We start from the raw sequence: 22,206 nt of genomic DNA, 5'->3' as shown, positions 1-22,206 counted from the left end.
CGTTCCGGAAAAGGAAGTTTCAACGTGAAGCGACTATTCTGCTTGGCCGCGATTGCGGCTGCACTGATGGGGCAAAGTTTTACCGCACAGGCTGCTGGCGTCGAGTTTGCAGTGGGTGCCACCAGCGATTCGACGATGACTTATCGCCTGGGCATGAATTTCGACTGGGACAAGAGCTGGCTGCAAAGTGACGTCGGTCGTCTGACCGGTTACTGGAGCGGCGCCTATACCTATTGGGAAGGTGACAAGACCTCCAGCAACAACAGCCTGTCGTTCTCGCCGGTGTTTGTTTACGAGTTTGCCGGTCAGTCGGTCAAACCGTATGTCGAGGCGGGGATCGGCGTGGCGCTGTTCTCCAACACCGAGTACGAAGACAACAAGCTCGGCGGCTCCTTCCAGTTCGAAGACCGTATCGGTTTCGGCCTGCGCTTCAATGGCGGGCATGAGGTGGGAATCCGTGCGACGCACTATTCCAACGCCGGTCTGAGCAGCGACAACGATGGGGTCGAAAGCTACGCATTGCATTACACGATGCCGCTATAAGCCCCCAGAAAGTAAGCCCCATAAAAAAGGAGCGCCTGGCGCTCCTTTTTTTATTCAGCGATACGCCGTGGCAATCCCCTGACGTTCGTCGATGCATTCCGGTGCGCCCATTTCGAACTCGCGGCAGATCAGCGGACGCTTCTCGTAAATCGTGCACATCATCGTGTCGCGATCCAGCGCCGCGCACCAGCCGTCGTCCAGACGCAGCATCACCTCACCACCCCAATCGTCGGTATCGATAAAACGCTCGGGTACGCCGGTGTCGGTGATCAGCATCACTTCGAGCTGGCAACAACAGGCTGCGCAGGTCGAGCAGGTGACCACGGGTTCGGCGATTTGCCGGTGGGGAATGGTTTTCATGGCGCCAGTGTACGGCAGTGGCCGATGACCGTGTGAAAGGCCTGACAGGCGTTTAGCGCGCCAGTCGCCGGGACAACTTGTGCAGCAGCGGAAACAGCAACGCCCACAGCAGCGCGATGCCGATCAGAGTCGGTAACTCACCGAAAGGAAACTGCACACCGGCCAGTCGTCCGCCGGCGCCATAGGACAGCGCGCCACCTGCCGCCCCCAGCAGGCTGGCCAGCCACCACGGCCTCGCGCTCCATTGCAGGCAATGACGCAATGTCGTGGCAAACAACGCCCACAGCAACATCAGCCACAGCGGAATCAGCGGTGACAGGTCCTTGAACTCGAAAACCCCGAGGCCGCGCAACAGGCTGTCCACCGCCGTGCCGATGATCACCACGCTGAGGATCAATCGGCCTTCCTGCGCCCAACTGCTGATCCAGCACAGATGAATCACCAACACCGTCAGCGCCAGCAGCAACCACAAACTGTTACCACCGAGCACGCAGGCCAGCCAGCCGATCTGGAATAGCACCGCGTTGGCCAACCGTTCAAGCATCGAAACGGCCCAGCAAAGGCGCGGTCATTGCCGCCGGTTTCGCCAGCACCAGCTGTGCAGTGCCAATGGTGCGTTCGAGAAATCCGCCCTCGCAGTAACACAGGTAGAACTCCCACAGCCTCAGGAAGTAATCGTCATAGCCCAGTTCGGTCAGACGGCCGTGAGCATGGCGAAAGTTCTCGTGCCACAGACGCAGGGTGCGGGCGTAATGCAGGCCGAAGTCTTCCATGTGCAGCAGGTTCATGTCGGTGTCGCGGCCGACGATTTCGAGCATTTTCTGTACGCAGGGCAGGGCACCGCCGGGGAAAATGTAGCGCTGGATGAAGTCCACGCCACGGCGGGCCTGTTCGTAACGCTGTTCGCGGATGGTGATCGCTTGTAGCAGCATCAGGCCGTTGCTCTTGAGCAGCTGCGCGCATTGCTTGAAATAGGTCGGCAGGAAGCGGTGGCCGACCGCCTCGATCATTTCGATCGACACCAGTTTGTCGTACTGGCCGGTGAGATCACGGTAATCCTTGAGCAGCAGCGTCACCTGATCCTGCAAGCCGAGGCGTTCGATACGGGCTGCGGTGAAGGCGAACTGCTCCTTCGACAGCGTCGTGGTGGTGACTTTGCAGCCGTAGTGCTGCGCCGCGTAAAGCGCCATGCTGCCCCAGCCGGTGCCGATTTCCAGCAGATGGTCGCCGGGCTTGAGCGCGAGCTTCTGACAGATCCGCTCGAGTTTGTTCAGTTGCGCCTGCTCCAGGCTGTCGTCGGGGCTGAGAAACTGCGCGGCGGAATACATCATGGTCGGGTCGAGAAACTGTTCGAACAGGTCATTGCCGAGGTCGTAATGCGCGGCGATGTTTTTCTGCGAGCCCTTGCGCGTATTGCGGTTGAGCCAGTGCAGCCCGCGCACCAGCGGCCGACCGAGCCGGGCCAGGCCACCTTCCATCCCGTCGAGCACTTCAAGGTTGCTGACGAAGACCCGCACCACGGCCGTCAGATCTGGCGAGCGCCAGTAACCATGAATGAAAGCCTCACCGGCGCCGATCGAACCATTGCCGGCGACCAGACCCCAGGCGGCCGGATCCAGCACCTGAATTTCTCCTACCAGCGCGCTGCCCGGCGTACCGAAGACGTGGCGTTCGCCGTCTTCGATGACGAACAGTTGGCCCTGTTTGAGCTGCTCCAGCTGGCGCAGTACTCCCCGGCGCAGCAGCGAACCGCTCAGGCCATGGGGGCTGAGCAGGCTGGCTCTGGCCGAGACGCTAGTGGATTTCATGGTGGCGTTCCTCGGTCGGTACGGTGGCGGTTCGAAAACGGTCGTCGGCGCGTTGGTGGTCATACACCGGGGTGCGCTTGAGCAACAGGCGCAACGCCTGCCAATAGATCGCCAGCGCGGTCTTGGCGGTCATCCAGGGAAAGCGCCACAGGTGCCGGTGCAAGTGGTGTCGATCAAGGGGTTCACGTCGCAGGTCGAGGGTGGCGTCGAACAGTTTTTGCTCGCCTTGCCAGTCGGCCATGTGCACACCCAGGACCTGCGCGGCGGGGCTGAAGCTCATGCGGTATTCCAGATCCGGCGGCAGGAACGGCGACACATGAAAGGCCTTGGCCACGGCAAAGTGCTGGTGAAAGTCCTGCAGATTGCTGGGCGCTCTGGCCGGCAACACGTAGTGAAAACGCTCGCGCCACGGGGTATTGCTGACTTCGCAGAGAATCGCCGCCAGTTGGCCGTCGGCCTCGTGGCAATAGAAAAAACTCACCGGGTTGAACGACAGGCCCCAGCTGCGCGGCTGGGTCAGCAGGCAGATTGAACCTTGCGGCGCATGGCCCAGGGCTTCGCCGACAAGCTGGCGCACCGCATCGCTCAGGCGCACGCCCCGGCCGGTGAAGGTTTTCAGGTAATCGGTTTCGCGGAATGAAAACGGCGCAAAGCGGCTGGAACCCGCCAGTCGGGACAGGCCCAGCACGGTCTCCTGTTCAGCCAGATCGAGGTACAGCATGCCGATCCGGTAACGGAATTGATGACGGCGCGGTGCGAATCGCCGATGGGCAATCCAGCCACTGTAGAGCGCGCTGTTCACAGACTTTCTCCGAAGGACGCGGCCACGCGCAGGGCGCTGACCACGCCGTCCTCATGAAAACCGTTGGCCCAATAGGCGCCGCAGTAATGCGTGTGTTGCGCGCCGTCGATTTCAGCCCAGCGCTGCTGTGCCGTCACCGCCGCGAGGCTGAATTGCGGGTGGGCGTAGGTGAAGCGCGCCAGCACTTTGGACGGCGTGATGCCAGCGCTCTGGTTGAGGCTGACGCAGAACGTGGTGTCGCTCTGGATGCCTTGCAGAATGTTCATGTCGTAGGTCACGGCCGCCCGGGTATGACCGGCTCCGCCGAGGCGATAGTTCCAGCTGGCCCAGGCCCGTTTGCGTGTGGGCAGCAGGCGGGTATCGGTGTGCAGCACCACTTCGTTGTCGGCATAGGGTAGGGCGCCGAGGATTTCCCGTTCTTTATCGTCAGGATTTCCCAGCAGTCGCAGGGCCTGATCGCTGTGGCAGGCCAGCACCACTTTGTCGAAACGTTCGATGCCGGCCGGGCTGTGGATAACCACGCCGTGCGCATCGCGATCGATCCGGCCCACCGGGCAATTCAGGCGGATACGCTCCTTGAACGATGCGGTCAACGGCGCAATGTAAGCGCTGGAACCACCCTCGATGACCTGCCATTGCGGACGGTTGCTGACCGACAGCAACCCGTGGTTCTCAAAAAAACGCACGAAGAACTGCAACGGAAAATTGAGCATTTCGGCCATCGGCATCGACCAGATCGCTGCGCCCATCGGCACGATGTAATGCAGGATGAAGCGCTCGCCGTAAGCGCCGGCCTTGAGGTAATCGTCGAGTGTGGTGTCCGCGGTGATCCGCTGTTCGGCAAGGTCGCGCCGGGCTTCTTTATTGAATCTCAGAATGTCGCGCAACATGCCCCAGAATCCGGGGGACAGCAGATTGCTGCGTTGGGCGAACAGGCTGTTGAGGTTGTTGCCGTTGTATTCCAGGCCTGTGTCCGGATCGTTGACCGAAAAACTCATCTCGGTAGGCTTGAAGGCCACGCCCAACTGGCCGAGCAAACGAATGAAGTTCGGATACGTCCAGTCGTTGAACACAATGAAGCCGGTGTCCACCGCATACTCGCGCCCGTCCACGGTGACCGGCACCGTGTGCGTATGACCGCCGACCCGGGCGTCGGCTTCGAACACGGTGATGTCATGTCGGCGAGCAAGCAGGTATGCGCAGGTCAATCCTGCGATGCCACTGCCGATAATGGCGATTTTCATGTTGCATCCTTGAGCGGCGGGTTGCTGCGCACCATGCGCTTGCCGATCGCCAGTTGTACCCGCGCGGGCATTTTCGACAGTGGCCACAGGGCCGCGATGAACAGCGCCGGGAAAGCGATCTCAAGCGGCCGGTCCTTCAGCTTGGCGAAGATATGCCGCGCGGCTTTATCCACAGGCCAACTGAGCGGCATCGGGAAGTCATTTTTGGCGGTCAGGGGCGTGTCGACGAAGCCTGGACTGATTACTGTGACTTCAATGCCTTCGGCCGCCAGGTCAATGCGCAGGGATTCGAACAGATAGCGCAGCCCGGCCTTCGACGCGCCATAGGCTTCGGCGCGGGGCAACGGCACATAGGTCACCGAGCTGGCCATCCCCACCAGATGCGGTGCCGTCCCTTTGCGCAGCAAGGGCAGCGAGGCTTCGATGCAATAGCTGCTGGCGAGCAGGTTGGTGCGCACCACGTGCTCGATGATCGAGGCGTCGAACTGCCGGGCATCGACGTACTCACAGGTGCCCGCGTTGAGGATCACCGAGTCCAGCGAGCCCCAGTCCGCTGCGATCTGTTCGCCGATTTCGCGCACGGTCTGACTGTTGGTCAGATCGCCGGGCACCACCAGTACCTGTCCCGGATAACGTTGCGACAGCACTTTGAGCGGTGCGACCTGACGGGAACTGACCGCCAGATGTGCACCGGTCTTGAGGATTTCTTCTGCCAATGCTGCACCGATGCCACTGCTGGCACCGGTCAGCCAATATCGCCGTGGAGCTGTACGACTCATCCCAATCTCCTTTTCAGCCAGGCGATCACCCGGCCCAATACGGGTAAATGTTCATAAAGCAGCGCCCCGGCATCGAAGTAATCCCGGTGGCGGTAAACCTTGTCGCTCCAGAGCAGGTGCGAGCAGCCCGCGACGCGTATCAGTTGCCCACCGCTCAGACGCGGGTGGCGGTAGCTCATGACCCAACGCAGATAGCCTTCGCCGTGGCTGATCTGGTCGAAGCCGTGGAAATCGAAGCGCAGTTCGTTGACGTTGGCGTACAACTCACTGAAGTAAGCGCGCAGGTTCGTCAGCCCCTGCACTTCGTGTAGCGGGTCGGTGAAATGAATGTCCTCGCTGTACAGCTCGTCCAGGGTGCGCAAGTTGTCTTTGTTCAACTGTGCGAACCGCTGGGCGAAACTGCGCAGAAATTCACTCATCGCTCTCTCCTTGAGACGCGCGTGACGGCAGGTTCTTGAACGCTGTCAGCGCCCGTTCCCGTGATGCGCTCAGATTGACGATCGGCGCCGGATAGTCCGCCACGCCGAACAGTCCGCCGGCACTGGCCGGGTTGTGGACTTCTTTCTTGTTCAGGCCGGCCAGTTCCGGAAGCCAGTGCTTGATGAACAAGCCTTCGCTGTCGAATTTTTCCGACTGACTGACCGGGTTGAAGATCCGGAAGTACGGCGCCGAATCGGTGCCGGTCGAGGCGCTCCACTGCCAGCCGCCGTTGTTGGCGGCCAGGTCGCCGTCGATCAGGTGGCGCATGAAGAAACGCTCGCCTTCACGCCAGTCGATCAGCAGGTTCTTGGTCAGAAACATCGCCACCACCATTCGCAGGCGGTTGTGCATCCAGCCGGTTTCCAGCAATTGGCGCATGGCCGCGTCGATGATCGGCAAACCGGTGCGGGCTTCCTGCCAGGCGGCCAGATCCGCAGGCGCATCGCGCCAGGCCAGGGCCTCGGTTTCCGGGCGGAATGCGCGATGCCGTGAAACCCGTGGGTAACCGACGAGGATGTGTTTGTAGAACTCGCGCCACAGCAGTTCGTTGATCCAGGTGACAGCCCCGACCTTGCCGCTTTCGAATTCGCCCTGATTGCTTTGCAGGGCGGCGTGCAGGCATTGGCGCGGGGAGATCACGCCAGCGGCCAGATAAGCCGAGAGCTGGCTGGTGCCGGGTTTGGCCGGGAAGTCGCGTTCGCTCTTGTAGTAGTCGATCTGCGCATCGGCGAACGTATCGAGGCGGCGTCGGGCCTCGGCTTCACCGGCGGGCCACAGGGCGCGCAGGGATTCGAACGGTGTCGGGAACCCTTCGATGGCTTCTGGTACGGGATCGCTGGCGATGTTCAGCGCCGATTGTTTGCCCGGCGCCTGTTTCAGCGACGGCATCGAGCGGTGCAGGCGCTCGTAGCAGACCTTGCGGAACTGGCTGAACACCTGAAAGTAAGTGCCGGTTTTGGTCAGTACGCTGCCGGGTTTGAACAGCAATTGGTCGAGGTAGCTGTGGAAGGTGATGCCTTCGGCTTGCAACGCCTCGGCAACGGCCTCGTCGCGACGGCTTTCGTTGATGCCGTATTCCTCGTTGACGTGCACGGCCTCGATCTTCAGTTGACGGCACAGTTCCAGCAGCACGGCGGGTGCCTGATCCCAGTGAGGCGCGGTGCGGATCAGGAGCGGGATGTTCAGGGCACCAAGGCTTTTGCTCAAATCGCGCAAATTGCGCAGCCAGAAATCGATCTTGCACGGCGCGTCGTCATGTTCCTGCCATTGCAGCGGGCTCAACAGGTACACAGCCACGGTCGGGCCACGCTCGGCGGCGGCCGCGAGGGCGGTGTTGTCGTGTTGGCGCAGGTCGCTGCGCAGCCAGATCAATTGCATGTCGGTCTCTGTCTGAATCATTAAATCAATCCACGCTGAATGAGCACCCGATGCGCCGAAAGAGGGTCTTCGGCCAGGAGCAGATCAGCGAAATCGGAAGTCTTTGCGGACAACTCGGCGTGGTGAATGCACACCGTGGGTCCGGCAATCAGTTTCGGGCAGCTGACGCCATTCAACAGTTTCGGTAGCTGCGCAAGGTTCAGGGCTTTGCTGGAATACAGCAGTACGCCACGGGCTTGCAGGGTATCGGTTGCCAGTGCCAGCTCTCCGGCCGGCAGCGGCCAGTCGAACACCTGCACCGGGCAATCGGCGCTGCTGATCAGCCAGGCGCAGAGCCAAAGGTGCGGCTCCAGCGGTAAATCCGAGTGATTGATCAGCAGCAGCGGCGCGGTGCGCAACTGACGGTTGTTATGGTAGATGCGTGCGCCGAATTTGCTGCGTAACCAGGCAAAAAAGAACACGCGCTCCATCTGCGCGCCGAACTGGCCCTGCCAGCGCTGTTCGAGATCGCTCAGCAGCGGCAGCAGCAATTGCTCGCAAAGTGTGCGCGGCGGATACAACGCCATCGCCTGGTTGATGCTGTCGTCGAGGCTGCGCTCGTTCAGGTGAGTGACCGCCAGCAGAGCAGCCTGGCGCAGCGGATGCCATTCGTCTTCAACCGGTTCGTTTAACGCCTGTGCCGTGTCGAGCAGCGGTTTGACCTGGCTGACCGCCACGCCGCGGTTGAGCCAGGTGAGGATGTTCTGGATGCGCTGCACATGGTCGGCGCTGTACAGACGATGACCCTTGGGTGTGCGCTGCGGAACGATCAGCCCGTAGCGTCTTTCCCAGGCGCGCAGGGTCACGGCATTCACGCCGGTCTGGCGCGCGACTTCGCGGATCGGCAGCCAGCCTTCGTCGAGGGCTTTCTTGAAGTCGGCGCCGAGGTCTTCACGGGCGCTGGTGTCGGGTGAGTCGTTCATCAAATGGCGTTTCGCAGGCTGAGGTTTTCCGGATGCGGTTGCAGGTACACCTGCTGCGCGATGTAGGGATCCGGGTGGAGGCGAAAATGATGCTTGAGCAGCGTCAGCGGCACCACCAGCGGCACGATGCCGTGCCGGTACTGGCCGATGATGTGTTGCACTTCCTGTTTGTCTTCGGGGGTGATGACCTGTTTCAGGTAGCCACTGATGTGCTGCAGGACATTACTGTGGGTGCGGCGGGTGGCGCATTTTTTCAGCGCCGCCATCAGTTCACTGAAATAGCGCGGGCCGAGCTCGTCCGGCGCTGTCTGGCCCATGTTGCCCAGCAGATTGCCCAGCGTCTTGTATTGCACCGGGTTGTGGGCCATCAGCAGGTATTTGTAGCGCGAGTGAAATTCGGTCAGTGCACGGCGGCTCAAGCCCTGCTCGAGCACCTGCTGCCATTCGCGGTAGGCGAGCACGCGGGTGATGAAGTTTTCCCGCAGCACCGGATCGTTCAGGCGCCCGGCTTCCTCCACCGGCAGATCCGGATGCTGCGCACAGAACGCCTCGGCGTAAATGCCACGCCCGCCACCATTCACCGGTGCACCGTTGGCGTGGTAGACCTTCACGCGCTCCAGACCGCAGGAGGGCGATTGCTGCATGAAGATGTAGCCGCAGATGTCACTGAGTTCCCCCGCCATTTTCTCGCCGTAAGCGGCCAGTGGCTGGGTGACGTTAATCGACGGATTGACGGTGCCGACCGCTTCAGGCTTGGCCGGGTCGCCCACAAGTCGAATCGGCTCGCGGGGAATTCCCAGACCGATCGCTACTTCAGGACAGACGGGAACGAATTCAAAATGCTCGGCCAGGGTGCGGCTGCACAGCCGCGATTCCTTGTGTCCGCCGTTGTAGCGGACCTCGGCGCCCATCAGGCAGGCGCTGATGGCGATTTTCGGTAGGGACGTCGATGAGTCGGACATGCAGCAACCTCGAATCTAAACCTGTACAGACAAACTGATCTGTACAACATGCCTTCAGCATAGATTCATGGGTGTACAAGTCAAATTGTTTGTATAAGTTTTTTTGAGGTTTTTAGCGCCAGCCCATTTTCCAGCGTGAGTCATCCTGCAGGACCTGCCAGTCGCATTGCTCGGTACGCCGGGTCAGCACCGCCTGCAATTCGATCGCCAGCACCGTACCTTCTTCGTCGCGTAACAGTTCGGTCACCAGAAAATGCTTTTCACGGTTTTTCGGGTGGGCTGCTGTCCATTTCGACAGCAGCAATTTGCGCGGATTGATGCGGTTCACTGCAGGTGTTCGTGCAAGCGTCTTGCAGCCTCCTGACCACTGAGCCACGCCCCTTCGACCCGACCCGACAGGCACCAGTCGCCACAGGCGTAAAGGCCCAGATCGGCATCGGCCAGGGTGCCCCATTCATGACTGCTGGCCGGCCGGGCATAGAGCCAGCGGTGGGCGAGGCTGAAGGTCGGGGCCGGCATGGCGCTGTGCAGCAATTCGGCGAAGGCGCCGTGCAATTGTTCGATCACCGCTTCCTTGGGCAAGTCGATGTGCTGCCGGCTCCAGGCACTGGTGGCGTGCAGGACCCAGGTGTCGCACGTGGTGTCGCGTCCCGGTTTGCTGCGGTTGCGGGCCAGCCAGTCGAGGGCGCTGTCCTGGACGAAGCAGCCTTCGATCGGCGTATCCAGCGGCGTGTCGAAGGCGAGGGCGACCGCCCAGGTCGGATCCATTTTTACCCCGGCGGCGGCACCGGCGAGTTTCGGCGCGGCGGCCAGCAGGGCGGTGGCCTGAGGCGCCGGCGTGGCGATCACGACGTGGCTGAACGGCCCGTGGGTGAAGCCTTCGGCGTCCTGCAGGTGCCAGTGTTCTTCACCGCGATAGACCTCGGTGATCCGGCAGGCGAACTGCACTTCCAGTCCGTCGAGCAGGCCTCGGGTGATGGCGCTCATGCGTGGCGTGCCGACCCAGCGGGTCTGTTCGTCCGGCGACAGGTTCAATTGCCCGCCATGAAAGGTGTAGAGCTGCGGTGCCCATTCGGCGACCCAGCCTTTGCTTTGCCAGCGCTGGACTTCGGTCACGAAGCGCCGGTCACGGGCGGTGAAGTATTGCGCGCCCATGTCCAGCGAGCCGGCGTCGCTGCGCTTGCTCGACATGCGCCCGCCGCTGCCGCGGCTTTTATCGAACAACTGAACGGTATGCCCGGCATCCGTCAGGGCCTGGGCGGCGGAGAGTCCGGCGATGCCGGTGCCAATGATTGCGATAGGTACAGTCATAGGGGCCTCGTTTACCTTTCTGTACAGACTACGCCGTGGATGAAACCTGTACAATTCTGTTTTTTGGTATAACTTCCAGCGTTCTGGTTCTGACAGCTTGGCCTATGGTTAAACAATAGAGCCTGCCCGATAGAAAAGATCCCTGTTTATAAAAATAGACTAGTGATCGGGGTAAAACGCCACGCGAGGTAGAAGTCATGCACATATTGCTGACCGGCGGTACTGGATTGATCGGACGTCAGCTTTGCCGGCACTGGTCCGGGCAGGGTCATCGCCTGACGGTCTGGAGTCGTCGTCCGGAAAAAGTCGCGAAAATCTGTGGCGACCAGGTGCGTGGTATTGCGCGTCTGGAGGAACTTGGCGAGGAGCCGGTCGACGTGATCGTTAACCTCGCCGGCGCGCCGATTGCCGACCGGCCGTGGACCCATCGGCGAAAGGCATTGTTGTGGAGCAGCCGGATTACGCTGACCGAATCGTTACTGGCGTGGCTGGAACATCGCGGGCAGAAACCGTCGCTGCTGATCTCGGGTTCGGCCGTGGGTTGGTACGGTGACGGCGGCGAGCGCGAGTTGACCGAAGACTCGCCGCCGGTGATCGACGATTTCGCCAGCCAGTTGTGCATCGCCTGGGAGGAAACCGCGCAACGCGCCGAAGCGATGGATATTCGTGTGGTGCTGGTGCGCACCGGGCTGGTGCTGTCGGCCGAGGGCGGCTTTTTGTCGCGCCTGCTGCTGCCGTTCAAGCTTGGGCTGGGCGGGCCTTTGGGCAATGGTCGGCAGTGGATGCCGTGGATTCATATCGATGACCAAATCGCCCTGATTGATTTTCTTCTGCACCGCAATCAGGCGAGCGGTCCTTATAATGCGTGCGCGCCGAAACCTGTGCGCAATCGCGAATTCGCCAAGACGCTGGGCAGCGTGCTGCACCGCCCGGCGTTCATGCCGATGCCGGCCCTCGCGTTGAAGGTCGGGCTCGGCGAGATGTCATTGCTGTTGCTGGGTGGCCAACGGGCCACGCCGAAACGCTTGCTGGAAGCGGGATTCACTTTCCGGTTCACGGATTTACGCGCGGCCCTGGACGATCTTTCCGGCCGCCTCTGAAATAGGACGTTGCATGACCGATCACGCCTTGCTTCTGGTCAACCTGGGTTCGCCGGCCTCCACTTCGGTGGCCGACGTGCGCCGCTACCTCAATCAATTCCTGATGGACCCGTACGTGATCGACCTGCCGTGGCCGGTGCGGCGGCTGCTGGTGTCGCTGATCCTGATCAAGCGCCCGGAGCAGTCGGCCCATGCCTACGCTTCGATCTGGTGGGACGAAGGTTCGCCGCTGGTGGTGCTCAGTCGTCGCCTGCAACAGCAGATGAAGGCGCAGTGGACTCACGGTCCGGTTGAGCTGGCCATGCGTTACGGCGAGCCGTCGATCGAGACAAGCCTGCTGAAACTGGTTGCGGCGGGGCATAAACGCATTACCCTCGCGCCGCTTTATCCACAGTTCGCCGACAGCACCACCACCACGGTGATTGAAGAAGCCAAGCGTGTGGTGCGTGAGAAAAAGCTCGATGTGCAGCTGTCGGTGTTGCAACCGTTCTACGATCAGCCGGAATACCTCGACGCGCTGGTGGCGAGCGCCAAGCCGCACTTGCAGCAGGATTACGATCACCTGTTGCTGAGCTTCCACGGTTTGCCGGAACGGCATCTGACCAAGCTCGACCCGACCGGCAATCATTGCTTCAAAAATGAAGATTGCTGCAAGAACGCCTCGGCGGCCGTAATGGCCACCTGTTATCGCGCCCAATGCCTGCGCACAGCGGCGCTGTTCGCTGAGCGCATGGGGCTACCGGACGGCAAGTGGTCGGTGTCGTTTCAGTCGCGGCTGGGCCGGGCGAAGTGGATCGAACCCTACACCGAAGCGCGGCTGGATGAGCTGGCCAAAAACGGCGTGAAGAAGATTCTGGTGATGTGCCCGGCGTTTGTTGCCGATTGCATCGAGACCCTGGAAGAGATCGGCGATCGCGGCAAGGAACAGTTCTGCGAAGCGGGGGGAGAGGAGTTGATGCTGGTGCCGTGCCTGAATGACGACCCGCAATGGGCGAAGGCGTTGGCAACGCTGTGTGAACGGGCGCCACTGGCCCTTTGATGATCGTCGATGATTGATCGTTCCCACGCTCCGCGTCACTGGACGCGGAGCGTCCCCAGAGGCATTCCCACGCAGAGCGTGGGAACGATCAGTGTGGGGTGATCCGCGTGGGAACGATCTTGAAGCCAAGGCTTAGATCAGCGGCTCATCCGCCTTCTTGTGCTTCCAGCTGTCATTGCCCGGCAGGATCAGGTTCAGCGCAATCGCCACCACCGCGCACAGCGCGATGCCTTTGAGGCCGAAGTCGTCCGGGCCGGTGCCGGTGCCGACCAGCACACCGCCAATCCCGAACACCAGGGTCACCGACACGATCACCAGGTTGCGCGCCTCGCCCAGGTCGATCTTGTGACGGATCAGGGTGTTCATCCCCACCGCCGCGATCGAACCGAACAACAGGCACAGAATCCCGCCCATCACCGGCACCGGAATGCTTTGCAGCAGGGCGCCGAACTTGCCGATGAACGCCAGAGTGATGGCGAAGATCGCCGCCCAGGTCATGATTTTCGGGTTGTAGTTCTTGGTCAGCATCACCGCGCCGGTGACTTCCGCGTAGGTCGTGTTGGGTGGACCGCCGAACAGGCCGGCTGCGGTGGTGGCGATGCCGTCACCGAGCAGGGTGCGATGCAGGCCTGGTTTCTTCAGGTAGTCGCGACCGGTCACGCTGCCGACCGCAATCACGCCGCCGATGTGCTCGATCGCCGGGGCCAATGCTACCGGGACGATGAACAGGATCGCCTGCCAGTTGAACTCCGGCGCGGTGAAATGAGGAAGCGCAAACCATGGGGCCGCCGCAATCTTAGCGGTGTCGACGACACCGAAATAGAAGGACATGGCGAAACCCACGAGCACGCCGGAAATGATCGGCACCAGACGGAAGATGCCTTTGCCGAACACCGCCACGATCAACGTGGTCAGCAGTGCCGGCATCGAAATCATCATCGCGGTCTGGTAATGGATCAGCTCGGAACCGTCACCGGCCTTGCCCATCGCCATGTTTGCGGCAATCGGCGCCATGGCCAGGCCAATGGAGATGATCACCGGGCCAATTACGACTGGCGGCAGCAGACGGTCAATGAACCCGGTGCCTTTGATCTTCACGGCCAGGCCGAGGAAGGTGTAGACGAAACCGGCCGCCATCACGCCGCCCATGGTCGCGGCGAGGCCGAACTGGCCCTTGGCGAGAATGATCGGGGTGATGAAGGCGAAGCTCGACGCCAGGAACACCGGCACCTGACGCCCGGTGACGATCTGGAACAGAATTGTCCCAAGACCTGCGGTAAACAGTGCCACGTTCGGGTCCAGGCCCGTGATCAGTGGCATCAGCACCAGGGCGCCGAAAGCCACGAACAGCATCTGTGCGCCGGACAGTACCGTGCGCCAGAGCGGATCGTTGAACTCTTGCTGCATGCTTACGCGTCCTTCTGCTTGGTGCCGAAGATCTTGTCACCGGCATCGCCAAGCCCAGGAATGATGTAACCGTGCTCGTTGAGTTTCTGATCGATGGACGCGGTGTAGATGATCACGTCCGGGTGAGCTTTCTCGACAGCGGCAATGCCTTCCGGCGCGGCAACCAGCACCATCGCGCGGATGTCCTTGCAACCGGCCTTCTTCAGCAGGTCGATGGTCGCAACCATGGAGCTGCCGGTGGCGAGCATCGGGTCGATGATCATTGCCAGGCGTTCGTCGATTTCCGGAACCAGTTTTTCCAGATAGGTGTGGGCCTGCAGGGTTTCTTCGTTACGGGCAACGCCGACGGCGCTGACCTTGGCACCCGGGATCAGGCTCAGCACGCCTTCGAGCATGCCGATGCCGGCACGCAGGATCGGCACGACGGTAATCTTCTTGCCGGCGATTTTCTCGACCGACACGGTGCCGCACCAACCTTCGATATCGTAGGTTTCCAGCGGCAGGTCTTTGGTCGCTTCATAGGTCAACAGGGCACCGACTTCCTGCGCGAGTTCGCGGAAATTCTTGGTGCTGATGTCTGCACGGCGCATAAGGCCAAGTTTGTGACGGATCAGCGGATGGCGGATCTCTTGGATGGACATGGGGAAAGGCTCCGGCGGCGGGCAAAAAAACCGGCCTAGATTAATCTATCCGAGGGTGATGTCCTATAGGACATACAGTACGTTAGTCCACAAATGCTTGATTCGGCCCCGGTTGATGCGTACCTTTGCCCGCTTTTCCGAAATCCGTCCCCCCTGGAGAGCGCCATGTCCGCTGATCTCGAGCATATCCGTCAAATCATGCGAGAGGCTGACTGCCTGTACACCGAAGCTGAAGTCGAGGCTGCCATTGCCCGCGTCGGTGCACAAATCAACGAACAACTGGCCGACAGCAACCCGGTGGTGTTCTGCGTGATGAACGGTGGTCTGATTTTTTCCGGCAAACTGCTGACCCATCTGCAGTTTCCGCTGGAAGCGTCCTACCTGCACGCCACCCGCTATCGCAACGAAACCAGCGGCGGCGACCTGTTCTGGAAAGCCAAGCCGGAAGTCTCGTTCATCGACCGCGACGTGCTGATCATCGACGACATCCTTGACGAAGGTCACACCCTGGGCGCGATCATCGACTTCTGCCGTCACGCCGGCGCACGTAAAGTGCACACCGCTGTGCTGATCGACAAGGACCACGACCGCAAGGCTCGCCCTGACCTCAAAGCCGACTTCGTCGGTCTGCCGTGCATCGACCGTTACATCTTCGGCTACGGCATGGACTACAAAGGTTACTGGCGCAACGCCAACGGAATTTTTGCCGTCAAGGGAATGTAATCAATGAACACGCCGGGCTTTCTTGATCAAACGCTGTTTGCCGAGTTGGCCGAGAAAGCCGCGGCCAGTCCTCGCGGGCGTCAGCACCACAACTTCCATCAGATGGAGGAGGCCTGCCACCGCATGGCGGTAGGGCTGCAACCTTGCACCTACATTCCGCCACACCGTCATTTGGGTGACAACAAGGCGGAAACCTTGCTGGTACTCAAAGGAAAGCTCGGTTTGCTGATCTTTGACGAAACCGGTGCGGTGGTGAAAAAGCAGGTATTGCAGGCCGGTGGCGAGTGCCTTGGGGTGGATCTGCCAGTCGGGGTATTCCACGGTCTGGTCGTTCTGGAAGCCGACAGTCTGATGTTCGAGTGCAAGGCTGGGCCCTATCGTCCGGTTGGAGAGGGCGAGCTTGCGCACTGGGCCCCACGCGAAGGCGAGGCCGGGGTTGCGGAGTATCAGGCCTGGATGCGCGCGCAATTCGACTGAGCGAATCCGCAATGAAAAGGCGCAAGCGTCCGTAGGTGAAGCTTGCGCCTTTTGCTTTACAGAACCCTGTAAAACCCGTGCTAGAGTGCTCGGCCCCGCCCCCCGGAGCCTGTCATGAGCCTCTTGATCCGCAGCTGCGCCGCCCTGTTGCTGACCCTCAGCCTGCCCCTGGCCGCCGCCCCGATGCACAGTCAATTCCTGCCGCCGGACGACCTGACCCTGCGCGATGCCGAACCCGAGCAGCAGCAACTGTTGCAGGTCACCGATTATTCCGTGGTCGTGGGGGCCCAGCGCCAGTCCAACCAACAGCCGATCCCGGTGACCTCGCCATTGATGATCCGCCTCAAGGGCAAATCCCTGAACAAGGGCGCGACGATCAATCAGGTGCTGGTCAACTTCGATGGCGAAAGCAAAAGCCTGAAAAAACCGATTTATGACGACAAGAGCAAGACCCTGACGCTCTTCTACCCGCTGGCCCAGTACCGGGTGGTGATCGATCTGTTGCGCAACGACACCGTGTATTGCCAGTTCCTGACCTATGCCAATGGCCACATCTGGGCCGATTTGCACACCGGCAGCACGCGCTCGCGTTGAGCCTTGTGCCTGCGCAGGGGTAAACTGCCCGCCCCGTGAAATGTCTGCGAGCTGGAGTCGGCAATGCGTAAAGATAAGAAGCAAGTGATTGGTGACGAGATCGGCGATGAGCAGATCAAGCTGTTCCTCGATTTTGAGCCGGTCGACGCCACCTCGCCGTCGCTGCACAAACTGGTCAAGGCTTACCGTGGCCTGCGCATCGACGATTTCGAGCGTTTTCTGACGTTCTTCGTTGCAGCCGGTTATGACGTGGACGGCAAGGACGAGCACGGCAAGACCTTCGTCGACCAGATCCGCGATCAGCGCAACGCCCCGGAATACATCGAGCTGATCGAGAAAGCACGCGGCTGATCGCCCGAAGTTTTCCACAGGCATAAAAAAACGCCCCGCACTCACCGAGTGCGGGGCGTTTTTCATGGAGCCGAATCAGGCGTAGCTTTCGGTCTCGTTGCTGGCTTCAACCAGTTCCAGCGCGACGTTGTTCTGCGTGTTGATCTTGCGATACAGCGCAGCGTCGGTTTCCAGGACCTTTTCACGGGCCGGGAAGATTTCCGCCAGTTTGGCAGCCCACTCACCCTTGGCCTTGGCCGGGAAGCACTTCTCGATCAGTTCCAGCATGATCGAAACGGTCACCGAAGCACCCGGCGAAGCGCCGAGCAGGGCGGCGAGGGAGCCGTCCTTCGCAGCCACCAGTTCGGTACCGAACTGCAGGATGCCGCCTTTTTTCGGGTCTTTCTTGATGATCTGCACCCGTTGGCCGGCCACTTCGAGGCGCCAGTCTTCGGCTTTCGCCTCGGGGTAGAAACGGCGCAGGGATTCCAGGCGCTGTTCCATCGACTGCATCACTTCGCTGACCAGGTACTTGGTCAGGTCCATGTTGTTTTTCGCCACGGCCAGCATCGGCCCGATGTTGCCGGCGCGAACCGACAGCGGCAAGTCCATGAAGGAGCCATGCTTGAGGAACTTGGTGGTGAAGCCGGCGTATGGCCCGAACAGCAGGGATTTCTTGCCGTCGACCACGCGGGTGTCCAGGTGCGGCACGGACATCGGTGGAGAACCGACGGCGGCCTGGCTGTAAACCTTGGCCTGGTGATGCTTGACCACTTCCGGGTTGTCGCAACGCAGCCACTGGCCGCTGATCGGGAAGCCGCCGAAGCCTTTGCTTTCTTCGATGCCCGAGGCTTGCAGCAGCGGCAAGGCCGCGCCACCGGCGCCGAGGAATACGAACTTGGCGTCGACTTCACGGCTGCTGCCGCTGTTGACGTCCTTGATGCTGACGGTCCAGCCGTTGCCGTTACGCTTGAGGCCGGTCACGCGCTTGCAGTACTTGACCTGGGCATCGGGTGCGCTGGTCAGGTGCTTGAGCAACTGATTGGTCAGGGCGCCGAAGTTGACGTCGGTGCCGTTGATCACGCGGGTGGCGGCGAGCACCTGGTCTTTCGGACGACCCGGCATCATCAGCGGCATCCACTCGGTCATCTTCGCCTTGTCTTCGGTGTATTCCATGTCGGCGAAGGCGTGGTGCTTGCGCAGCGTATTGAAACGTTCCTTGAGGAACGACACGCCTTTCTCACCCTCGACGTAACTCAGGTGCGGCACCGGGCTGATGAAGGATTTGCACGAGCCGAACGTGCCTTTCTTGGTCAGGTACGACCAGAACTGCTTCGACACCTCGAACTGGGTGTTGATGTGCACGGCTTTCTTGATGTCGACGGTGCCGTCGGCAGCCTGTGGCGTGTAGTTCAGCTCGCACAGGCCGGCGTGGCCGGTACCGGCGTTGTTCCAGGGGTTGGAACTCTCCGCGGCACCGGAATCCATCAGCTCGACGACTTCCAGCTTGATCGCCGGGTCGAGTTCCTTGAGCAGTACTGCGAGGGTGGCACTCATGATGCCGGCCCCAACCAGAACTACGTCGACTGCTTCGTTATGCGCCATTTAACGCGTCTCCAAAATCTGCAGCACCAAATTGTCGGCATGGCTGCCAGGCGTCCAGGGCAGGTCAGTTGAGCCCCGGGTATCCTTGGTCAGGTGTGCCATGTCCGAATCTTCGCAATTTTTCGCAACTTCGACGGATGCGTGCGGCCTGGCTTCAAGAGTCCTATGAACTCATTTCGGCACGGGGCTGGCAATTCGACTTATGGTCGAGACATCCGTTTGTGCAACCAAATCCGTAGCGGACAGGCTTCAGGCTCCGGTATTCGAGGCGTTCCCGTTCCTGTGTCGTTGGGCTGTTTCAGACGCTAATGGTGCATGTTCAGACGCAAAACTATTCATTTGCTCGCCACACTCTTGTGAAGTTGTGAAAACCCGTTTTTTTCACGCTCTTTTGAAGACGTGAACCTCAAAAAGGGCTGTCCGGGGCTGGCACCGTGCCCGAGGGGGCAAACAACTCAGTGGCCGAGCGTCATGACAGCTCTGCAGATTCGCGAAAAGCGGGATTTGCCAGGGAAACAGCAAGCACGCCAGCTTCACTCGATCTGTGTGGGCGGCTCTCTGTGGGCGATTTGGATGCCAATGCAAGCGCATTGACGCTGTTGCGGGGCCCGATCAGGAGACGTCCTTATAATCGGGGGGAGATTGTATCGAAGAAATGCGGGGAGTTGGTCGAGTTTAATGACTTTTATTAGGCATCCGGTCAGATGCTCAACATCGCCTGAGCACGTGCGCGTGGGCGCTGCTGTTCGACCCGGGCGCTGGCGGGGAGTGGCTGGTGCAACCAGTTGAGGCGGATTTCCTCGATTTCGACCCAGCCGTCACCCATCGGTTGCAGGCTGCATTGCTTGAAGGCCTGGCAATGGCCGTTGCGGTCGAGCAGGGCGAAGCTGCGGTGCAGCGGGCGTGGGGCGAACAACGAGATCAGATAGCGCATGGCAGTGTTCCTTTTGGGGATCTGTGAGGAAGATTGGCAAAGGGCCGTGACGCGCACGTGTATGGGGGGTGAAGAATCTGTGACAGGAACCGCCGGCAGCGGGTTTTGTCTGACATTTCAGTGCTGGTGACCCACAGTGGCCCACCGCTATACTGCCGGCCTGTCTGTGCCTGATTCTGGAGAGAAGAGCATGTTGCAACGCCTGTTGTTCGGTTTGATCACTGTGACCAGTTTGACCCTGGTTGGCTGCGCCCACAGCCCGCAACAACTGAGCCCGGAACCGAAGCTGACCACTCAGCTGGCACCGGTCGGCCATGGTCAGCCTGTCGTGGTCCGCGTGGTCGACGGTCGTCCGTCGCCAACTCTCGGCACCCGTGGCGGCCTGTACCCGGAAACCAGCGCCATCACCGTGCAGCGCGAGCAGATCCTGCCGAAGCTGCAGGCCCAGGCTGAAGCCGCCGTGCGTCTGCTCGGGTTCACCCCGACCAACAACGCGCCCAATGCACCGCAACTGACCGTGACCCTGGCCGAACTGAAATACCAGTCGCCGAAGGAAGGCATGTACGTGACTGAAGCCACCATCGGTGCGACCTTCCGCTCCGACGTGCAGAACGCCAACCGTCGCTACAGCGGCCGTTACGGTGCCTCGCTGGACCAGCGTTTCGGCATGGCGCCGAACCAGGAAACCAACACCAAACTGGTCAGCGATGTGCTGAGCGATGCGCTGACCCGTCTGTTCAAGGATCCGACCGTGGGTCAGGTCCTCGCCGAATAATTTTTCGGTTGATGTGAAAAAGCCCGGGGCCAGTGATGGTTCCGGGCTTTTTCGTTCAGGCAGCTTGCGAATAGAAGTCGAGGATGCTGACACCAGTCAGCAAATCAGTCTCGGGCAAGTCCGCATGCTGGTGCCCGCCGAGGGCGCAATACACCAGCCAGTGACGGTCCTGAACATTGAAGGCCAGGCTGCCGACGAGGGTCTGCTGTTCGTCGGACGGGGAGATGAGGTACAGGCGATCCTGGTTTTCAGCGTGAAGCATGTCGCGTTCCGTGTCGGTTTCGAGGCGCGCAGGGTGACTGAAACAAATGACGATGCCGTGACACAGGACAGCCATCGGTCGATTGAGGGGTTATTTGTCGCAAAGGCTAGGGCAGTCGGGGAGGGTTTCGGTAGAATCCGCGCCGCGGTCGTCGGTCTGGCGTTCGCCATACCGGTTTAGATTGAGGTCTGTGATGTCGCTGCACTTGATGACGCTGTTTACCGCCCATCCCGCCAAACTGATCAACCTGCTGGCCCTTTTGCTGGCCTTCCCCGGCAGTTGGCTGCTGCACGCGACCCGCCGCCGTGAACAACGGGCGATGGCCAGTATCGCGGCCCAGCGTCAGAGTCAGCCGGATCAGGAACCGGTGCTGGATTGGGCGACCCTGCGCATGAACCGCTTCTTCTACCGCTTCGGTTTTGCCTGCCTGGGCCTGGCATTGCTGGTGTCCTGGATCAGTACCCGCTTCTGAACGAAGAACGGCGCCCGAAGGCGCCGTTTTTGTCTCTTGCCGAAACCGCTTACAGCGGCAGGCCAGCCTTGACCCGGTACTGATTGCGCACCGGCGTCGCATATTGCAGCACCAGATACGGACGATGCTCCTCGGGGCAGGCGTCCAGACGGTTCTGCCATTCTTCCTGGGCCTTGGCCAGTTCTTCGGCGCCAAACACCTCGGCAGCCTTCGGTACGTTCAGCTGGGGATCGGCATCGGCCCACTGCGCGTACGCCAGGTAGTGCACCGGGAACAACCGGTAGCCACCGAGAATCTGCTTGTCCATCTCGACCGCCAATTGCTTGGTGTCCTCGAACAGCTCGGTGATCGGCGCGGCGAAGTTCACGTGCACCCGGCCCTTGTAGCCGGTGATGCCCTTGGCAATGCTCACGTCATCCTCGCCCGGTGCCTTGCTGTAGGTGCCGGTGGTGGCGCGGATGTACAGCTCGCGGGCCTTGGCCTGGTCGCACGGATCGTATTCGTAGCTGATCGACACCGGGGTCAGGTTCAGCGACTGAATGACTTCGCCGAACGGCTCGTCCTTGCGGCTCATGTGGAACATCTTGAGGATCGCCGACTCGGTACGGTCGTCGCCATCCTTCGCGCGGCCTTCGGCCTGGGCGATCCAGATCGAGGCGCAGTCATTGCGGATCGAGTGGTTGATGTAGGCCGACAGCAGTTGGTAAGCGGCCATTTTCTCGCGGCGCCCGGTGATCGAGCGATGCACGATGAAGCTCTTGTTCAAGCGCATCAGGTCGCTGACGAACGGCTTTTGCAGCAGGTTGTCGCCAATCGCGATGCGCGGGGTCGGCAGGCCGGCGTGGTACACGGCGTAGTTGACGAAGGCCGGGTCCATCACGATGTCGCGGTGGTTGGCGATGAACAGATAAGCGCTGCCGGACTTGAACTGCTCGACACCGGTGTAGGTCACGCCGTCGGTGGCGCGCTCGATGGTGTGGTCGACGTAGAACTCGACCTTGTCCTGCAAAGTGGCCACGGAGGTCACGTCGGCAAACTCACGACGCAGCCGATGGGCTATAAGTGGTTTGAGCATCCAGCCGAAGGCACCGGCAAAACGCGGGAAGCGGAAGTGGGTGAGGATATCTAGAAACGCCTTGTCGCCGAGCAGTCGCGCCAGTACCGCAGGTACTTCGCTGTCGTCGTAAGGTCGGATGGCATCGAATTCGCCCATCATGCT

The 22,206-nt window shown here is 60.8% G+C and carries 27 protein-coding genes; 9 read left to right on the top strand and 18 right to left on the bottom strand.

Features of this window, described 5'->3' with window-relative positions:
* The first annotated feature begins 24 nt into the window (after window positions 1–24).
* Window positions 25–543: an acyloxyacyl hydrolase gene (locus ABFB52_RS24475; protein ID WP_039766327.1), complete on the top strand. Its 519-nt coding sequence runs from the start codon at window positions 25–27 to the stop codon at window positions 541–543.
* A gap of 54 nt (window positions 544–597) precedes the next feature.
* Here the strand turns inward: ABFB52_RS24475 and ABFB52_RS24470 are convergent, their stop codons facing one another.
* The 12 genes from ABFB52_RS24470 to ABFB52_RS24415 form a co-directional block, all read right to left on the bottom strand.
* Window positions 598–903: a YkgJ family cysteine cluster protein gene (locus ABFB52_RS24470; RefSeq protein WP_011335918.1), complete on the bottom strand. Its 306-nt coding sequence runs from the start codon at window positions 901–903 to the stop codon at window positions 598–600.
* A gap of 52 nt (window positions 904–955) precedes the next feature.
* Window positions 956–1,447 (bottom strand): DUF2878 domain-containing protein, encoded by a 492-nt coding sequence (locus ABFB52_RS24465; RefSeq protein WP_129973065.1) that lies wholly within the window; start codon window positions 1,445–1,447, stop codon window positions 956–958.
* The gene (locus tag ABFB52_RS24460) at window positions 1,440–2,711 is read right to left on the bottom strand and encodes a cyclopropane-fatty-acyl-phospholipid synthase family protein (protein ID WP_129973064.1); all 1,272 of its coding nucleotides are present in this window, start codon (window positions 2,709–2,711) and stop codon (window positions 1,440–1,442) included. The genes ABFB52_RS24465 and ABFB52_RS24460 overlap by 8 nt, the downstream gene beginning before the upstream one ends.
* A complete protein-coding gene (locus ABFB52_RS24455) occupies window positions 2,698–3,513 on the bottom strand; it encodes a DUF1365 domain-containing protein (RefSeq protein ID WP_129973063.1) in 816 nt (271 codons plus the stop codon). The genes ABFB52_RS24460 and ABFB52_RS24455 overlap by 14 nt, the downstream gene beginning before the upstream one ends.
* Window positions 3,510–4,757, bottom strand: coding sequence for an FAD-dependent oxidoreductase (locus tag ABFB52_RS24450; RefSeq protein ID WP_085745385.1), 1,248 nt, complete (start codon window positions 4,755–4,757; stop codon window positions 3,510–3,512). The genes ABFB52_RS24455 and ABFB52_RS24450 overlap by 4 nt, the downstream gene beginning before the upstream one ends.
* Window positions 4,754–5,536: an SDR family NAD(P)-dependent oxidoreductase gene (locus tag ABFB52_RS24445; RefSeq protein WP_085745384.1), complete on the bottom strand. Its 783-nt coding sequence runs from the start codon at window positions 5,534–5,536 to the stop codon at window positions 4,754–4,756. The genes ABFB52_RS24450 and ABFB52_RS24445 overlap by 4 nt, the downstream gene beginning before the upstream one ends.
* Entirely contained in the window at window positions 5,533–5,955 is a 423-nt protein-coding gene (locus ABFB52_RS24440) for a nuclear transport factor 2 family protein (protein WP_085745383.1), read from the bottom strand. Before ABFB52_RS24440 ends, ABFB52_RS24445 begins: the two co-directional genes overlap by 4 nt.
* A complete protein-coding gene (phrB, locus tag ABFB52_RS24435) occupies window positions 5,948–7,393 on the bottom strand; it encodes a deoxyribodipyrimidine photo-lyase (RefSeq protein WP_129973086.1) in 1,446 nt (481 codons plus the stop codon). The genes ABFB52_RS24440 and phrB overlap by 8 nt, the downstream gene beginning before the upstream one ends.
* Before the next feature lie 20 nt (window positions 7,394–7,413).
* Entirely contained in the window at window positions 7,414–8,355 is a 942-nt protein-coding gene (locus ABFB52_RS24430; protein ID WP_102716915.1) for a MerR family transcriptional regulator, read from the bottom strand.
* Window positions 8,355–9,317 (bottom strand): DUF523 and DUF1722 domain-containing protein, encoded by a 963-nt coding sequence (locus ABFB52_RS24425; protein WP_085745380.1) that lies wholly within the window; start codon window positions 9,315–9,317, stop codon window positions 8,355–8,357. Before ABFB52_RS24425 ends, ABFB52_RS24430 begins: the two co-directional genes overlap by 1 nt.
* 112 nt (window positions 9,318–9,429) lie before the next feature.
* Window positions 9,430–9,645, bottom strand: coding sequence for a TIGR02450 family Trp-rich protein (locus ABFB52_RS24420; RefSeq protein ID WP_129973062.1), 216 nt, complete (start codon window positions 9,643–9,645; stop codon window positions 9,430–9,432).
* On the bottom strand, window positions 9,642–10,628 hold the full coding sequence (locus tag ABFB52_RS24415) for an FAD-dependent oxidoreductase (RefSeq protein WP_085745378.1): 987 nt from the start codon (window positions 10,626–10,628) through the stop codon (window positions 9,642–9,644). Before ABFB52_RS24415 ends, ABFB52_RS24420 begins: the two co-directional genes overlap by 4 nt.
* Before the next feature lie 197 nt (window positions 10,629–10,825).
* Between ABFB52_RS24415 and ABFB52_RS24410 the strand changes: the two genes are divergently transcribed.
* Together ABFB52_RS24410 and hemH are read left to right on the top strand one after the other, a co-directional pair.
* A complete protein-coding gene (locus ABFB52_RS24410) occupies window positions 10,826–11,728 on the top strand; it encodes a TIGR01777 family oxidoreductase (protein WP_129973061.1) in 903 nt (300 codons plus the stop codon).
* Window positions 11,729–11,741: 13 nt separating this feature from the next.
* A complete protein-coding gene (gene hemH, locus ABFB52_RS24405) occupies window positions 11,742–12,767 on the top strand; it encodes a ferrochelatase (protein ID WP_129973060.1) in 1,026 nt (341 codons plus the stop codon).
* A 132-nt stretch (window positions 12,768–12,899) separates the two neighbouring features.
* Here hemH and ABFB52_RS24400 read toward each other — a convergent pair whose 3' ends face one another.
* Both ABFB52_RS24400 and upp read right to left on the bottom strand, forming a co-directional pair.
* On the bottom strand, window positions 12,900–14,174 hold the full coding sequence (locus ABFB52_RS24400; protein ID WP_007951684.1) for a uracil-xanthine permease family protein: 1,275 nt from the start codon (window positions 14,172–14,174) through the stop codon (window positions 12,900–12,902).
* A 2-nt stretch (window positions 14,175–14,176) separates the two neighbouring features.
* The gene (upp, locus tag ABFB52_RS24395; RefSeq protein ID WP_007951682.1) at window positions 14,177–14,815 is read right to left on the bottom strand and encodes a uracil phosphoribosyltransferase; all 639 of its coding nucleotides are present in this window, start codon (window positions 14,813–14,815) and stop codon (window positions 14,177–14,179) included.
* 165 nt (window positions 14,816–14,980) lie between these two features.
* Here upp and ABFB52_RS24390 point away from each other — a divergent pair, with 165 nt between their 5' ends.
* The 4 genes from ABFB52_RS24390 to ABFB52_RS24375 all read left to right on the top strand — a co-directional run bounded on the left by ABFB52_RS24390 (window position 14,981) and on the right by ABFB52_RS24375 (window position 16,960).
* Window positions 14,981–15,538, top strand: coding sequence for a hypoxanthine-guanine phosphoribosyltransferase (locus tag ABFB52_RS24390; RefSeq protein ID WP_007951681.1), 558 nt, complete (start codon window positions 14,981–14,983; stop codon window positions 15,536–15,538).
* 3 nt (window positions 15,539–15,541) lie between these two features.
* Window positions 15,542–16,015 (top strand): WbuC family cupin fold metalloprotein, encoded by a 474-nt coding sequence (locus ABFB52_RS24385; protein ID WP_085745375.1) that lies wholly within the window; start codon window positions 15,542–15,544, stop codon window positions 16,013–16,015.
* Window positions 16,016–16,129: 114 nt separating this feature from the next.
* The gene (locus ABFB52_RS24380) at window positions 16,130–16,609 is read left to right on the top strand and encodes a hypothetical protein (RefSeq protein WP_085745374.1); all 480 of its coding nucleotides are present in this window, start codon (window positions 16,130–16,132) and stop codon (window positions 16,607–16,609) included.
* Between the two features lie 63 nt (window positions 16,610–16,672).
* Window positions 16,673–16,960, top strand: coding sequence for a PA4642 family protein (locus tag ABFB52_RS24375; RefSeq protein WP_007951679.1), 288 nt, complete (start codon window positions 16,673–16,675; stop codon window positions 16,958–16,960).
* A gap of 75 nt (window positions 16,961–17,035) precedes the next feature.
* Here ABFB52_RS24375 and mqo read toward each other — a convergent pair whose 3' ends face one another.
* On the bottom strand, window positions 17,036–18,544 hold the full coding sequence (gene mqo / locus ABFB52_RS24370; RefSeq protein WP_102687540.1) for a malate dehydrogenase (quinone): 1,509 nt from the start codon (window positions 18,542–18,544) through the stop codon (window positions 17,036–17,038).
* A gap of 700 nt (window positions 18,545–19,244) precedes the next feature.
* On the bottom strand, window positions 19,245–19,478 hold the full coding sequence (locus tag ABFB52_RS24365; protein ID WP_039766297.1) for a hypothetical protein: 234 nt from the start codon (window positions 19,476–19,478) through the stop codon (window positions 19,245–19,247).
* A gap of 190 nt (window positions 19,479–19,668) precedes the next feature.
* Here ABFB52_RS24365 and ABFB52_RS24360 point away from each other — a divergent pair, with 190 nt between their 5' ends.
* Entirely contained in the window at window positions 19,669–20,253 is a 585-nt protein-coding gene (locus ABFB52_RS24360) for a YajG family lipoprotein (RefSeq protein WP_007951676.1), read from the top strand.
* A gap of 55 nt (window positions 20,254–20,308) precedes the next feature.
* On the opposite strand, the gene ABFB52_RS24355 is transcribed toward ABFB52_RS24360, so the two are convergent.
* Entirely contained in the window at window positions 20,309–20,515 is a 207-nt protein-coding gene (locus ABFB52_RS24355; protein ID WP_129973059.1) for a hypothetical protein, read from the bottom strand.
* Window positions 20,516–20,708: 193 nt separating this feature from the next.
* Here ABFB52_RS24355 and ABFB52_RS24350 point away from each other — a divergent pair, with 193 nt between their 5' ends.
* The gene (locus ABFB52_RS24350) at window positions 20,709–20,987 is read left to right on the top strand and encodes a hypothetical protein (protein ID WP_011335898.1); all 279 of its coding nucleotides are present in this window, start codon (window positions 20,709–20,711) and stop codon (window positions 20,985–20,987) included.
* 49 nt (window positions 20,988–21,036) lie between these two features.
* Here the strand turns inward: ABFB52_RS24350 and ABFB52_RS24345 are convergent, their stop codons facing one another.
* Window positions 21,037–22,200, bottom strand: a complete 1,164-nt coding sequence (locus tag ABFB52_RS24345) for a 1-acyl-sn-glycerol-3-phosphate acyltransferase (RefSeq protein ID WP_170929378.1) — start codon at window positions 22,198–22,200, stop codon at window positions 21,037–21,039.
* Window positions 22,201–22,206: the final 6 nt, after the last annotated feature.

It is taken from the genome of Pseudomonas sp. 9.2(2024) (assembly GCF_039695385.1).
Classification (GTDB): domain Bacteria; phylum Pseudomonadota; class Gammaproteobacteria; order Pseudomonadales; family Pseudomonadaceae; genus Aquipseudomonas; species Aquipseudomonas paraglycinae.
This window is presented reverse-complemented; position numbering and strand designations above follow the sequence as displayed.